Source organism: Streptomyces sp. NPDC107528 (genome assembly GCF_055639295.1).
On sequence record NZ_JBVKAV010000004.1, the window covers coordinates 583,103 to 596,502 of the forward strand.

The following is a 13,400-nucleotide window of genomic DNA, read 5'->3' on the forward strand; positions in this document are numbered from 1 at the left end:
GACAGGCCTAGTCCCACTGGACGGAGACGTCCTGCGTCTCGACGTGCATGCCGAGCGGCACCCGCCAGGACTCGACGCACACCGTCCAGCTCTTCTCCTTGTGCGCGCCGGCCTTGATCGGCGTCGGGATTTCCTCCGACGACTCGATCGTCGCCCAGTCGATGCCGAGCGCGCCGATGATGTGGGTGCCGAAGGTGACGGTGCCCGAACGCACGGCCGTGCCGCCCGAGTTGCGGAAGTCGAGCGTCACCTTCTCGCACCAGCGCTTGTCCGCGGGCTCCCGTACGGGGTCGCTCACGGTCAGCTTCGCGGGCGAGGGAGTGGTCGCGGGCGTCGAGGGTGCGGGTGAACTGCCGGGCGGGGCGGCCGGGTCGGCCGGCGTGACCGCACGGCCGGGGGATTCGCTCGGGGGACTGCCGGGACTCGCCGTCCCTTCGCGCTCTGCTTCCTGGGCAGCTGTCAGCTCCTGACTCCCGCCCTGGCCAGGGGAGTTACGGCCCCTCTCACCGCTGTCACCGCTGTTGTCGCCACCCTCGCCACCCTCGCCGCCCTTCGGCCCGTCGAGCGGCACCAGCGTCACCTCGCCCGTCGGTGCGGCAGCAGTACCGGAGATGCGGGGCGGGCCGCCCGCCGCGCCCGTCGCGACATACCCGTCACCGCCTCCGCCGCCCCCGCACGCGGCCAGCGCCCCGCCCAGGCAGACGACGGCCGCCGAAGCACCGATCACGGTGCGCCGACGGCCAGGTGTCGAGGTCGTCCATATCCGGCGAGGCATCGGGCCATGGTGGCTGACGCTCCGTCAAATATGAAGAGGGGAGCAGGAGTCAGTCGGAGATGAGGCCTTCGCGCAGCTGCGCCAGGGTCCGGGTCAGCAGCCGGGAGACGTGCATCTGGGAGATGCCGACCTCCTCGCCGATCTGCGACTGGGTCATGTTCGCGAAGAAGCGGAGCATGATGATCCGGCGCTCGCGGGGCGGGAGTTTGGCCAGCAGCGGCTTGAGGGACTCGCGGTACTCGACGCCCTCAAGGGCGGTGTCCTCGTACCCGAGCCGGTCGGCCAGGGAGCCCTCGCCGCCGTCGTCCTCCGGGGCCGGGGAGTCCAGCGAGGAGGCGGTGTACGCGTTGCCGACCGCGAGGCCGTCGACGACGTCCTCCTCGGACACGCCCAGCACGGCGGCGAGTTCGGTCACCGTCGGGGAGCGGTCCAGCTTCTGGGAGAGCTCGTCGCTGGCCTTGGTGAGGGCGAGGCGCAGCTCCTGGAGCCGGCGCGGCACGCGCACCGACCACGAGGTGTCGCGGAAGAACCGCTTGATCTCGCCGACCACCGTCGGCATCGCGAACGTCGGGAACTCCACGCCGCGTTCGCAGTCGAAGCGGTCGATCGCCTTGATCAGGCCGATGGTGCCGACCTGGACGATGTCCTCCATCGGCTCGTTGCGCGAGCGGAAGCGGGCGGCCGCGTAGCGCACCAGCGGGAGGTTGAGTTCGATCAGCGTGTCCCGGACGTACGCGCGTTCGGGGCTGTGCTCGTCCAGTGCGGCGAGCCGCAGGAACAGGGAGCGGGACAGGGTGCGGGTGTCGATGTCACCCGAGGCCGGGACGGCCGGGACATCGGTTGCCGGGAGGGCCTGGGCCGGGACGGCCTCCAGAGCCGTGACGTCGTCGAGAACGGCGTCGGGCGCGGACTCGCTCTTTGTGAGCGTGAGCACCTTCGAGCTGCCCTGGTCTGCGGACATGCCACCCCCTTTGGGTCGCGGGACGGTCGTGGCGAACGCTCCGAACGAGGAACGCCAGCCTTCACCTGAATACCGGAGCCGAAGCCACGGCAAACGCGCTTCCCGAAGAATGTCACATGTCGGCAACACGCTGTAGAGACATGTCGACATGTGAGACTTGAATCCGCCCTGGATAAACGGGGTCTGACGGTTTTTCAACGGACAACTGTCGGGATCCGCCCTGGTGAGCGATTCGCTCGCAACGGTGACTACTCGATCCTGCTTGCGGTTACGCGTCGATCCGGTTCGCCGAACGCAGTCGCTGGAAGCTACGCGCGAGTAGCCTCGAAACGTGCATCTGGGAGACCCCGAGTTCCGCACTGATTTGCGACTGGGTGAGGTTGCTGTAGTACCGCAGAAGAAGGATTCGCTGTTCGCGTTCGGGGAGTTGGACCAGCAGGTGCCGCACCAGGTCCCGGTGCTCCACGCCGTCCAGGGCCGGGTCCTCGTAGCCGAGGCGGTCCAGCAGCCCGGGCAGCCCGTCGCCCTCCTGCGCGGCCTCCAGCGAGGTGGCGTGGTACGAGCGTCCGGCCTCGATGCAGGACAGCACCTCGTCCTCGGTGATGCGCAGCCGCTCGGCGATCTCGGCGGTGGTGGGGGTGCGCCCGAAGCTGGTGGTGAGGTCCTCGGTCGCGCTGTTGACCTGGACCCACAGCTCGTGCAGCCGGCGCGGTACGTGGACCGTGCGGACGTTGTCCCGGAAGTACCGCTTGATCTCGCCGACGACGGTCGGCATGGCGAACGTCGGGAACTGCACGCCCCGCTCCGGGTCGAAGCGGTCGATGGCGTTGATGAGCCCGATCGTGCCGACCTGGATCACGTCCTCCATCGGCTCGTTGCGGGAGCGGAAGCGGGCGGCCGCGTAGCGCACGAGCGGGAGGTTGGCCTCGATGAGCGCCCCGCGCACGCGGTTGTGCTCCGGCGTGCCCGGCTTCAGGTCCTTGAGCTCCCCGAAGAGCACCTGTGTCAGCGCCCTGGTGTCGGCACCGCGGCTGCGGGGCGGCGGGGACGCGGGGGTGTCCTCCTGGGTCGGGGCTTGAGGCGCAGTACTGGCCGGCACGGTCAACTCCACCTCGTGATCCATCAACTCATCCGTCAAAAGCGGTCATAGCATCACAAGACAGTTCATTGTGTTCAAGTACCGCATAATCCCGTGTTGGAGATGGAACGCTGCGCAAGACACGCGAAAGCCCCCCGCCGTTCCGGCGGAGGGCTGCGGGGGTTCCGGAAGGATCCGGGGGGCCGTGGCTCAGAATTCGTAGTCGGCGATCACCCAGGTGGCGAACTCCCGCCACAGTGTGACGCCCGCCTGGTGCTCGGGGTGCTCCGCGTACGTGCGCAGGGCTGCGGCGTCCTCGAAGGCGGAGTTGATGGCGAAGTCGTAGGCGATGGGGCGGTCGCTGAAGTTCCAGCCGAGCTCCCAGTGCCGCAGCTCGGGGATCTTGCCCTCCAGCGAGCGGAAGGCCTCGACGCCCTCCACGACCCGCGGGTCGTCGCGCTCGACGCCCTCGTTGAGCTTGAAGAGGACCAGGTGGCGGATCATGAGTACTCCCTGCGGCAGGACCTAGCTGTCGCCACCGTTGGCGATCCACGTCATGAAGTCGCCGATGGCCTGGGCGGCGTCCGATATGCCCTCGAACCCTATCTGCACGTAGTCGGCGGCCTTGGCCGGGTCCGTGATGATCACGTAGAGCGCGAAGACCACGACCACATAGACGGCGACCTTCTTCGAATTCACCGCCATCGCGGCCTCCCCTGTGGCTGCTGTTTCTGACTGTGTCTGCTGCGCCGAACGTGTCGAAAGAGCCGAAAGGGCCCCGTGTTGCCGGCGGTGAGTGTAACCTTCGCGCCTCTCGGGAGATCAACAGCACGAAGGGCCCCGTCTGACGACGGGGCCCTTCTTCAGCGGTAGCGGAGGGATTTGAACCCTCGGTGACTTGCGCCACACTCGCTTTCGAGGTCTGCTCCTACCTGCGGAAACAGTGTTCTGGGGCGTTCAGGCCCGTTCATTCCCGTGCTGCACCCCGAAGCCTGAACCGTGTCGAACGGCTCCGGACGGGAGTGAATGAGACGGAAACTGAGACGGTCAGCCGTCCTGACGCGGCTGGTCAGATGATGTGCAGCTTCTCGGGTGCACCGCCTGGCGGTCGAAGAAGCAGGTCTGCCCCGCCTTGTGTTTGAGCATCAAGGTACGCGTAGATCTGCACGGCGCGATTGATGACATCGGCCTTTGACAACCCGGTGCTGGCGGTCAGGTCGGCGATGGCATCCACTGAGGGCGGCACAAACGTCACCGAGTAGCGCTCGTTCGCCGTACTGCGAGAGTGATTGGCGGACTCAGACATGCGCTTCCTCCTGGTGTACTGGCCTGTGCATCGTATCTGCACCAATCTGGTGCGTCTACGCATCACCCCTGCTAGAGTGCCGAAAACCAAGGCTCTCTTGACCGGTCTTGGGGCCGTGGTCGCATCAGCTACGGTCTACTGTTCGAGTACGGCTGCCTCGGGTTCCACGCGCTGTTGGGGCAGTCGGAGTTCCACCCCTTCATGGGAGCGGTCGTTGCTCCCACACCCGGGATGTCGAGTAGCAGCAACCAAGCAGCCAGAGCAGCAAACCCGCCGAGAGGGTTCAAATGCCAGGCAGCACCAACTCGTCGTCCGATGAACAGCCGACCTCGGCTGCCCATGTCACCTTCAGGACTACTCCCGAAGGGCCCTCGATTGCTGTCGGGGTGCCGGCGGAGCAGTCCCACTTGTTGGTGAAGGCGCTTGGGGTCGCCACGGGGATCGGAGGCTCGGCCCTTGGGCCTTACCTCATGGCGCGCGCACTGAACTTGGTGCACGCGGGTATGCCGTGGCAGCTACAGGCCAGCCTGGTTCTCCTGGCCGCACTGCTACCACTGGTGTACTTCCTGCTCGGTCGACGGAGCGCCTCAGAGGCATAGCTTTGCGTAATGATCCCCCCGACCCCGGTCGGGGGGATCATTACGTTAAGAGCGAGCGGCTTTTGAGATCAGCCCGTTTCGCGCGGCAAGGTGACCTCTGACCTGTGACTTCGGTGCACCGAGTCGCGTCGCCCTCCCATGTTGGCCAGAGAATGGCCACACGCTTAGCCGCGCGGCTGTAGGCCGGGAAAGTTCGGGATGCCTCCAGCGACGCAGCACATCTGATCCGTAGGCGGGTGCACCCCTATGGCGGATCACGCAGCGACCTAGCTCAGCACGAGGTGAGCGGCGCGGGAGCTTGCCATCGTTGCCCTGGCCGTTCGCTGTTGTACGCCAGTGTTGATGTCAGCCGTTGATGTCAGCCATCCACGAGGGCCGCCCTGCCGCCGAGAACCGTGCAACTCGCTCTACTCGCTTCCTGCCGCGACTGTCAGTGGGCGTCTGTAAGCTGACTTATTGATTCGAGCCCTCATCCGAGGGCCGGATTCCCTAAGCCTGGAGGCAGGATGATCGAATCGTTAGTGGCAGAAGCGCACGAGGAGTACGAGGTTCGGGTCAACAACCTCGGCCTCCGGGGGGACGTGCTGCGTCAAGCCCTTGGAGCCAGCAACACAGAGCGCGGACTGTGCTCGAAGGACCACTCAGCCAAGATCGCCCCTGGGATCTACGCGTACAACGGGCTCGTTACGAGCCTGAGCCGCCAACTGGACGGGGAGGACGACTGGCGTCGCGTCAACCTGGCTGGCGTCCTGCCCGTCATGCTCAACTCTCGCACCCGGGTGGCTCTAGGAGTGGCAAGCGGCAGCCCGCTGACCGGCCAGAGGGACGGGAGGCTGCAACCCAGCTCGCGCTACCCCAAGGGCGAGCTCACCAAGAAGCTCGTAGAGCGCAATGTGCCACTTGGGCAGATCGCCCTTCTTGGTCGCTCAGCCTTCCAAGCGGAGGAAGAGATAGACGAGCTGGCCGGCTACAACCTCTGGCTCATGTTGGTCTATTTTGATCAAAAGAAGAAGGAGATCCGGCATGAAGTCTCGCTGCCCGAGCGCCTGAACGCCAAGGGGTACGTGAAGGACTGGTATGACCGCATCCTCCCGCCAACTCCGTACTCAGTCGATGATCCCGAGTTCGACTCCATCGACGTCGACCCCAACGACGGGTTCGGTCCGCCCAGCGAAGTCCCGGTCGAGAGGCGGAAGCCCTGACGATCTAGTAGGAAAGGCAGCCAAATGTTCACGCCATCCCGGTTGACACTAGCTCGCAAGCGTCGCGGCATGACACTTGTCGAGCTTGGAAACCGAGTTGGCGTGAGCAGCCAAAGCATTTCGAACTACGAACACAATCGCCAGCAACCGTCGCCGCACACCCTAGAAAAAATTGCGGAAATCCTAGGCTTCCCGCTCTCATTCTTCGCAGCCCCCGAGATCGATGAAATTGATCCGGCATCTGTAAGCTTCCGCGCCCGAAGCAAGCTATCCGCCTATATTCGCGATGCAGCACTGTCGGAATCACGTCTAGCTGTGGAATTTAGCCACTGGATGGACGAACTTTTCACCCTCCCAGCTCCGCAAATTCCAACGCCAGGAAGGAAAATGACGCCGGAGCTGAACGTTGAGTACCTGCGGTCCGCTTGGAGTATGGGGGAAAGCGAATCCATCAGAAACATGATCCACCTAGTCGAGGCTCATGGAGTTCGCGTCTTTTCGCTTGCGCCGGAATATAAAGAAGTGGACGCCTTCTCGTTCTGGCGTGACGGGCGTCCGTATATCTTCCTCAACACTTTGAAGTCCGCCGCTCGCAGCCGATTCGATGTTGCCCACGAGCTAGGCCATCTCATGATGCACTGCGACGATGAGGCCGGAGTGAGGACGCGAGCAGCCGAAAAAGAGGCTGATGAATTTGCATCCAACTTGCTGATGCCGCGACGCAGCATCGCGTCCCGAATCCCAGCAAGTCCGACCACAGATCAAATCATTCGGTCGAGAAAACATTGGAATGTATCAGCCCTGGCACTGACCTATCGCCTACACGCGCTGGGCAGGATCTCGGAATGGCAGTACCGTCAATCCGTGATTGAACTGGGCCGACTGGGGTTCAGAACTGGGGAACCCGGAGACGCCTCCCGTGAATCATCAATGCTTCTAAAAAAGGTGTTCAGCGCCCTCTGGGCCGATGGCATCAGACCGCTTGAGATTGCCGATCAGCTCAACACGTCCATTACAGAGTTGAACAGTTGGGTATTCGGCCTCATGGCGACACCAACACCCGAACAGGACATCCACCCTGCAAACCGACCAGCCCAACTAAGGCTAGTTCAGTAATGTGCAGGTCGCCGATCACGTCACGGATGAGAGGCTTCGAGAGCTGCGATCACGGCTGCCGGGTCACCGTCGTATGACAGGTGCGGTTCGTCCGCCTGAGGTGGGATGAACCGAGTGCGGTATCGCTCTAGGTCGCTCTCGGAGAAGTAGATGGAGTTGGGATCGTCCGCGTGGAACTCGTTGCGCTTGCTGATCCTCGCCCACAACTCGTCATGGCTGGCTGCGAGGTAGACGAGTACGGACGTGGCGCCGGCGTCGGTGGCGATCGCTCGCCACTTAGCTCGGTCCTCCGGGGTCCAAAAGCCGTGGTCAACGACCACATCATGCCCGGCCTTGAGCTGCTCCTGGAGTTCGACTGCCACGTCTTCAAGAACAGGCCGCTCAAGAGTGGGGAAGACGCCCCGGGGGAAATCCACGCCATAGACGCCGTGCCGACGGAACATCTCTTCATCAGGGCACAGTCGTATGAACCCACGGGCAGTCAGAGCGCGGGAGAGGGTGGTTTTGCCGGAGCCGGGGAGCCCGGCCATCAGGACACAGAACGGCGGATGAGGGGGCATCGGTCTCGTCAGAGTTCGGGAGATGGCAGCCACCTCCGCTTCGGCTTCGGCTTCGGCTTCGGCTTGATTGTGCCAGCCCTGCGTGACGCAAGGAGTGCATCTAGCCGGGCCTCGAGCACGCTCACGAGCGTGTCGTCCGCGACCGTCACTGCGAGACCTCCGATTCTGTGCGCCATGTACGGCCAGGTCCCCCAAGGTCTACCCCGTACTCAACGATGTTGCCTTCGCTGTCCACGAACTTGGCTGTCATCACGACCACAGGGTCCGTCGGCAGGTCGTCGGGGTCCAACTCCAGAAGCCGGGCGTACTCCGGTGTTAGCCGGCGGGCTGACGCGGTGTCGATGCGATGACTGATCGGGTGGCCAGTCACCTGGGCAATGAGTTGGAGCGAGGTTCCCCCGGTCAGTCGCTCGCTGGCTGCTAGCTGAGGGATCAGCTTCCCGTACCGGGCGGGGATCCAGGACGTGCTGTGGGCGACGATGCCATGCCGGTCCCTGTACACACGGCTTCGGCGGACCACGTCGGAGCCGGGCTGAATGTCCAGCGCTTGCGCCACGTCATCAGGTGCAGGCACCACAGCCGCCTTGTGTGAGTCCGAGCGTTCGCCTGCTCCCCAGCTAGACCCGGTGCGGCGTCCACGGTCCTGCCGTTGCGCCCCGGACGACATCGGAGTCGGCTGGTCCAACACCTCCGTACCGATGCCGTGGATGCCACGGACAAGCCCCTCGTTGCGAAGCTTACGCAGGGCCTTTTCGGCTGTCGCCGTACTCACCTTCCACTCTTCCGAGAGGTTCTTGATGCTCGGCAAGAGGGTCCCGGGCTGTAGCTGACCAGACGTAATCAGCTCCGTGTAGTGGGCGGCAATCTTCGCGTACGGCGCCCGATTGTCGGCCTGGCCTGCCATGTTGTCCGCTCCTTGTCGTCACTTCCCTGAGGTTCCCTAGCTTACCGCTTGACACCGCAGGGAACCCTAGGGAACCTTAGGGATGTGCCCGCCGGTCGGTCCTTCGGTCAGCGGGTGCCGGACCTCAATGCGCCTTGATGCAGGGCTCATTCGAGGTCAAGGGGCCCGGGACAGATCGGGCCGAGGGCGCACCCGACCCTGGTCATTCGGGAGGGCTTAGACCGAAAGGTCATGTCTCCGTACGCCTACAACGTGGTCATGCCGCGCTACCTGATACGGGCGCGGCACCCCCGAAGGAGACACACTTCGCCCCGGCATTGAGCCGCGAGGGTGCGAGATCGAATCTCGCCCGGGGCACTCCGGCCGCTCTACGTGGCCGTGCTGCGCGTTCTGCGTGGCTGATCACCCCATCAAACGGCGCGCACCCCCGGAGTTGCCGCTCCGGGGGTGCTGTTCGGGCCGTTCCCTGTGGAAGGACACACGACCCTATGAGCCCCATCGTCACTGTTCAGGACGCTGTTACCGCGTTCGCCGACTTCATGGAGCCGACGGACGCGGAGCTGGACGAGATCGAGCAGGAGATGCCCGTCATCCTGGCGGACGTCGAGCTGCTCGACGCGCAGATCACCACCCTCGACCGCACCCCGACCGAGCTGGACCACCAGCGCATCCGCCGCGCCCGCCGCCGCGCGCTCGCTGCCCGGGTCGCACTGATCAACCGTAAGAACGCGAGCATGCCGGGTGGTGCGGCATGAGGGCGAACACCTCCCCGACCGGCCTGGCCCTGCTGCTGATCCTGGCAGGCCTGCTGCTCTCCTTCACCAGCATCACGGCCGCGTTCGTCACCGATGAGCGCGTCTGGCGCTACCTGATCGCGGGCGGCTGCTTCCTGCAGTTCACCGGCTGGGTCGTCCACGGCCGCCGCAACGGGGGTGCGGCATGAACCTTCACCGCAAGGGACGCGCCGCCCTGGTCCTCGCGCTGGTCGCCGTGGTCGGCATGGCGTTCCGAGTGTCGTGGAACGCACTGCGCGACATCGCCGGCGCGGTCGGCGCGGACGAGACCGCCGCGATGCTGTACCCGTTCGTGGTCGACGGCCTCATGGCCCTGGCCCTGATCGCGACGCTCGTGCTCACCGCCGATGCGCGGAAGTTCGCGTTGCGGGTGCTGGGCACCTACACGCTCGCCTCACTGGTCCTCAACTACGTCCACGGCCTCGTACCCGAGCTCCACAGCGACCGGGGCGCGCGGGTCGACTGGACGCGGCTGGCCGACTGGGACCCGGCGAACTGGGCCTTGGTCCTGCTGGCTACGTCGCTTCCGGTCGGGTCGATCTACTTCGGTTCCGATCTGGTCGCCAAGGTTCTGCACCACCGCCCCACCCCGATCGCCACCCTGATCGAGAATGCGGAGGAATCTACTGAGACCGCAATGAAACGGTCTACGGCTGACCTCCCCGAATCGACTCCCGGGCCGATCACCGCGACGCTCGTGCGGCTGCCCGATCAGGGCCCCGTCGACCACGTGAAATCGGCTCCGGCCTTCAAGCCGATCCCGCAGGGTGCCACTCCCCGGCTCGCCCCGATCGAGCGGCGCACGGTGCCTGCCGAGTCGACCCGATCCCGTCGGGCGACCGGTCGACTCCCCGACGCGGCGAAGTCGACCCGACCCAAGCGCACCCCCGATGAGTTGCTCACCGAGGCGCGCAAGGCGACGGCCGATTGGCCGGACGCGAAGGTCACTGCCGAGGGCATCCGCCGCGTGGTGCGCACCTCGCCGGCGAACGCTCGGATGCTGCGCGACACCCTGCTTGCCGAGCGGGCCGGCTGATGTCGGCCGCGTGGGGCAAGTGCTTCGACCCGTCCGGCGCCCGCTACGGCATTCCCACCTACCCGTGGCGCCTGGCGCCGGACGGCCTGGCCACGCGCCGGCAGTTACGGGCTGAGGGTCTGCGTCCGGGTGGTCAGCCGATAGCGGCGCAGGCCATGCGCATGAACCGCCGCACCGGCACCCCGAGGGTGGCCTACCTGTACCGCATCGACCGAGCGAAGCCGGTACGGCCGATGACGTCGCGCAAGTGGGGCGCGCTGGCGCTGGCGATGCTCGCCCGCCGTACCTGCCCGGCCTGCCGTCTGGACGTCGGCTACTGCATCCCCCGCTCACACGGCATCTGCGGCATGTGCCTGGCCGCACAAGACGCTGCCTGACCTCCACCTACCACCGAGGAGTACGTGATGGGTAACGCCGACATCCGCCGCCTGGACAAGGAGATCCAGCGGACCCAGAAGAAGTTGGAAGCCGTGCAGAACGGCGAGTGGTGGCCGCTGACCAGCCGCGAACGGCTCTCGATGAGCCGCGCGATGGCCAGCGGGGCCCGCAGCGTCTACCGCGACCGCAGCACGACCGGCGCGGAGAACCGGATGGACTCCATCGGTTCTTCCGTGGAGCGGCGGCTGAACGCGGAGCTGACCGCCCTGCACGGCGAGCGTCAGCGGCTCATCACCGAGCAGGCCCGCGCCAAGGCGCAGAAGAAGTCTTCCGGCTGGTTCTGACCAGCCGAAACCGTCGGGGTTGCCGACACCTGCCAGGACACGGCCACCCCGGCTCTCACCTCAACTCCCGCCCCGCATCGGGGCAGTCAGGAGCACTCCCAGCATGAGTGAGACCGTCGTTCACCTCCACAAGACACCCGAACCCGTCGCCCCGGACGCGCAGGTCACGACGCTGACCGTGGTGCCGGACGCGCCGCCCGCACGGCCCGTGCCGCTGTGGGTGCGCTCCGGGCGTGCGGTGAAGACCGCTGCCACGCACGAGCGGACCAGGAGCGCCGGCCGCGCGGTTGCCCGGCATGGCCTGTACACGTTCAACGGGGGCCGGATCGTGGCCCGCCGGACCTGGGACGGCCGTACCGGCGCCCGCTATGAGCGCATGATCCGGGCCGCCGAAGCCGCGGGGAACAACGAGCTGGCGAAGGAGTGGGAAGAGCGCTTGCAGCGCTTCCGCGACGCCCGCCACCGCCGCCGGATGGACCTGCTGCACTCCCCGATAGAGGTCGCCAAGGGCGCCGCTGTCGGCACTGGCATGGGGATAGGGGCACTGGTCGCGCTCGGGGTGGTCATGGCCATCAGCAACGGCGACGTCAAGGACGTCACCACCCCGCTCGCCGCAACGATCGACTTCATCGCGCTGCTCATCCGGATCGTGCAGATCGTGTGGGGTCCGGCGCTCATCCTCGGTCCGCTGTTCGCCCTGCTCGCCCTGTGGGCCGTCGGCAGCAAGCAGCAGGCCGCACCCCAGTGGGCACTCCCGGCCAATGCCCGATCGAGCGAGGGTGAGCCGATCACCCCGTCGATCGTGGTCAAGGCCCTGCGGGACCTGGGAATCCCAGCCCTGCGCAAGGCGATCCAGGAGATGGGCGACGCCGGCGCGTCGATGCTCGGGCCGATCACGATCGCCGGATGCGGCGTAGAGGTCGACGTCACGCTGCCGTCCGGCGTCGCCACGAACGAGGTGCAGAGCAAGCGGCGCAAGCTGGCGGAGAACCTGACCCGGCACGAGCACGAGGTGTTCATCGTGATCCCCGAGGCCGCCCGCACGGTCCGCCTGTGGGTCGCCGACTCCGGCGCCCTCGATGAGCCAATCGGCCCGTCGCCGCTGGTCACGGACGAGACGATGACCGCGAACTACAAGACTGGCCGCGCGCCGTGGGGTCAGGACCTGCGCGGCGACGCCGCTGCGCTGAGCCTGTATCAGCGCCACCTGCTCATCACCGGCCTGTCGAATCAGGGCAAAACCGCGTCGCTGCGTGCGCTCGCCCTGTGGGCCGCGCTCGACAAGACGGTTGAGTTCCGTCTCGCCGACCTCAAGGGCGGTGACTGGATCATGTTCAACGGCATCGCCACCGTCCTGATCCAGGGCCCAACCGATGACCACGTCATCCAGACGACGGAGATGGTCGAGGGCGTGGTCGAGGAGATGAACCGGCGCATCGCTGCCCGCCAGGACAACCCTGACATGGTGTTCGATCCGCTGCTCTGCATCGTGGATGAGGCGCAGGTGGCGTTCATGTGCCCGGTCAAGGACGAAGAGGGCCGCTACTACGGCGGTTCCAAGGCCACCAGCCGCTACTTCATGGCCGTCCGCAAGATCCACAACCAGGGCCGTGTGGTCAACGTGCTGATGTGGCAGGGCACCCAGGACCCCACCAACGAGAACCTGCCCAAGCTGGTCCGCGAGGGCGCCCACACCCGCGCCTCCCTCGCCCTCGGTACCGAGGCGCAGGCCGTCATGGCGCTGGGTGAGAAGGCCGTCAACGGCGGCGCCGCCCCGCACCTGCTGCGCCCCGGCCTCGATCAGGGAACGCTGGTCGTCGCGTCCAGCGGCATCGACATCCCCAAGGGCCAGTCGTCCATCACGGTGCGCACGCACTACATCGGCGACGACGACGCGAAGGCCATCGCCGCACGCGCCAAGGCCCTGCGCAGCGGGGTGACCACCCTGCATGCCGTCGAGCGTGGTGAGAAGCGTGACCCGCTCGCCGACATCGCGGCCGTGCTCGGCAGCGATAAGCGGGTGCGCACCCAGGAGGTCATCACCAGGCTCGCCGCGCTCAACTCGGAGGCGTACAGCGGCTGGTCGTTCACCGACCTCAAGCGCGTCCTCGACGACGCAGGGGACGACGCCGGGCCGGACATCGCCTACAAGTCCGACGGGGTCATGGTCGTCAGCCGCGACCGCCTCACCCGCGCCCTCGCCAACCGCGACGACGAGGGTTCCGCTTCCGCCTGATGACGGCAGGGAGCCGACCCCGCCCGGGTCAGGGAGACAGGGAGAACTCCCTGGACCCCTCCCTGACCCGCCTCCCTGGCCCTGACCTGCATAAATGATCATTCAGGGAGG

General features: G+C 66.1%; 16 protein-coding genes. 8 read left to right on the forward strand and 8 right to left on the reverse strand.

Translation table 11 applies throughout. The annotated features are described in order from the left end of the window. Window positions 1–7: 7 nt before the first annotated feature. The 6 genes from ACZ7L5_RS16355 to ACZ7L5_RS16380 form a co-directional block, all read right to left on the reverse strand. Entirely contained in the window at window positions 8–775 is a 768-nt protein-coding gene (locus tag ACZ7L5_RS16355; RefSeq protein WP_471517196.1) for a hypothetical protein, read from the reverse strand. 49 nt (window positions 776–824) lie between these two features. Beyond that, on the reverse strand, window positions 825–1,736 hold the full coding sequence (locus tag ACZ7L5_RS16360; RefSeq protein WP_328426320.1) for an RNA polymerase sigma factor SigF: 912 nt from the start codon (window positions 1,734–1,736) through the stop codon (window positions 825–827). Window positions 1,737–2,004: 268 nt separating this feature from the next. Next, window positions 2,005–2,859, reverse strand: coding sequence for an RNA polymerase sigma factor SigF (locus tag ACZ7L5_RS16365; protein ID WP_365061423.1), 855 nt, complete (start codon window positions 2,857–2,859; stop codon window positions 2,005–2,007). A gap of 165 nt (window positions 2,860–3,024) precedes the next feature. Then, on the reverse strand, window positions 3,025–3,318 hold the full coding sequence (locus tag ACZ7L5_RS16370) for a Dabb family protein (protein ID WP_328880637.1): 294 nt from the start codon (window positions 3,316–3,318) through the stop codon (window positions 3,025–3,027). A 21-nt stretch (window positions 3,319–3,339) separates the two neighbouring features. Then, on the reverse strand, window positions 3,340–3,519 hold the full coding sequence (locus ACZ7L5_RS16375) for a hypothetical protein (RefSeq protein WP_328880638.1): 180 nt from the start codon (window positions 3,517–3,519) through the stop codon (window positions 3,340–3,342). A gap of 364 nt (window positions 3,520–3,883) precedes the next feature. Further along, window positions 3,884–4,120 (reverse strand): hypothetical protein, encoded by a 237-nt coding sequence (locus ACZ7L5_RS16380; RefSeq protein WP_471517199.1) that lies wholly within the window; start codon window positions 4,118–4,120, stop codon window positions 3,884–3,886. 1,105 nt (window positions 4,121–5,225) lie between these two features. Between ACZ7L5_RS16380 and ACZ7L5_RS16385 the strand changes: the two genes are divergently transcribed. Together ACZ7L5_RS16385 and ACZ7L5_RS16390 are read left to right on the forward strand one after the other, a co-directional pair. Further along, on the forward strand, window positions 5,226–5,921 hold the full coding sequence (locus ACZ7L5_RS16385; RefSeq protein ID WP_471517201.1) for a hypothetical protein: 696 nt from the start codon (window positions 5,226–5,228) through the stop codon (window positions 5,919–5,921). A 24-nt stretch (window positions 5,922–5,945) separates the two neighbouring features. Next, entirely contained in the window at window positions 5,946–7,037 is a 1,092-nt protein-coding gene (locus ACZ7L5_RS16390; protein ID WP_471517203.1) for a helix-turn-helix domain-containing protein, read from the forward strand. A 20-nt stretch (window positions 7,038–7,057) separates the two neighbouring features. Here the strand turns inward: ACZ7L5_RS16390 and ACZ7L5_RS16395 are convergent, their stop codons facing one another. Both ACZ7L5_RS16395 and ACZ7L5_RS16400 read right to left on the reverse strand, forming a co-directional pair. Continuing rightward, on the reverse strand, window positions 7,058–7,567 hold the full coding sequence (locus tag ACZ7L5_RS16395; protein ID WP_471517205.1) for a P-loop nucleotide/nucleoside kinase family protein: 510 nt from the start codon (window positions 7,565–7,567) through the stop codon (window positions 7,058–7,060). A 175-nt stretch (window positions 7,568–7,742) separates the two neighbouring features. Then, window positions 7,743–8,501 carry a GntR family transcriptional regulator gene (locus ACZ7L5_RS16400; protein ID WP_471517207.1) on the reverse strand — a complete coding sequence of 253 codons (759 nt, stop codon included), beginning with the start codon at window positions 8,499–8,501 and terminating at the stop codon, window positions 7,743–7,745. Between the two features lie 488 nt (window positions 8,502–8,989). Between ACZ7L5_RS16400 and ACZ7L5_RS16405 the strand changes: the two genes are divergently transcribed. The 6 genes from ACZ7L5_RS16405 to ACZ7L5_RS16430 all read left to right on the forward strand — a co-directional run bounded on the left by ACZ7L5_RS16405 (window position 8,990) and on the right by ACZ7L5_RS16430 (window position 13,289). After that, window positions 8,990–9,256, forward strand: coding sequence for a DUF6284 family protein (locus ACZ7L5_RS16405; RefSeq protein ID WP_471517209.1), 267 nt, complete (start codon window positions 8,990–8,992; stop codon window positions 9,254–9,256). Beyond that, window positions 9,253–9,444 carry a hypothetical protein gene (locus ACZ7L5_RS16410; RefSeq protein ID WP_471517211.1) on the forward strand — a complete coding sequence of 64 codons (192 nt, stop codon included), beginning with the start codon at window positions 9,253–9,255 and terminating at the stop codon, window positions 9,442–9,444. Before ACZ7L5_RS16405 ends, ACZ7L5_RS16410 begins: the two co-directional genes overlap by 4 nt. Further along, on the forward strand, window positions 9,441–10,331 hold the full coding sequence (locus ACZ7L5_RS16415) for a DUF2637 domain-containing protein (RefSeq protein ID WP_471517213.1): 891 nt from the start codon (window positions 9,441–9,443) through the stop codon (window positions 10,329–10,331). The genes ACZ7L5_RS16410 and ACZ7L5_RS16415 overlap by 4 nt, the downstream gene beginning before the upstream one ends. Then, window positions 10,331–10,708, forward strand: a complete 378-nt coding sequence (locus ACZ7L5_RS16420) for an RRQRL motif-containing zinc-binding protein (protein WP_471517215.1) — start codon at window positions 10,331–10,333, stop codon at window positions 10,706–10,708. Before ACZ7L5_RS16415 ends, ACZ7L5_RS16420 begins: the two co-directional genes overlap by 1 nt. Before the next feature lie 27 nt (window positions 10,709–10,735). After that, entirely contained in the window at window positions 10,736–11,053 is a 318-nt protein-coding gene (locus ACZ7L5_RS16425; RefSeq protein WP_471517217.1) for a hypothetical protein, read from the forward strand. A 103-nt stretch (window positions 11,054–11,156) separates the two neighbouring features. Further along, complete coding sequence (locus ACZ7L5_RS16430; protein ID WP_471517219.1) at window positions 11,157–13,289, forward strand: ATP-binding protein; 2,133 nt, start codon at window positions 11,157–11,159, stop codon at window positions 13,287–13,289. Window positions 13,290–13,400 lie beyond the last annotated feature (111 nt).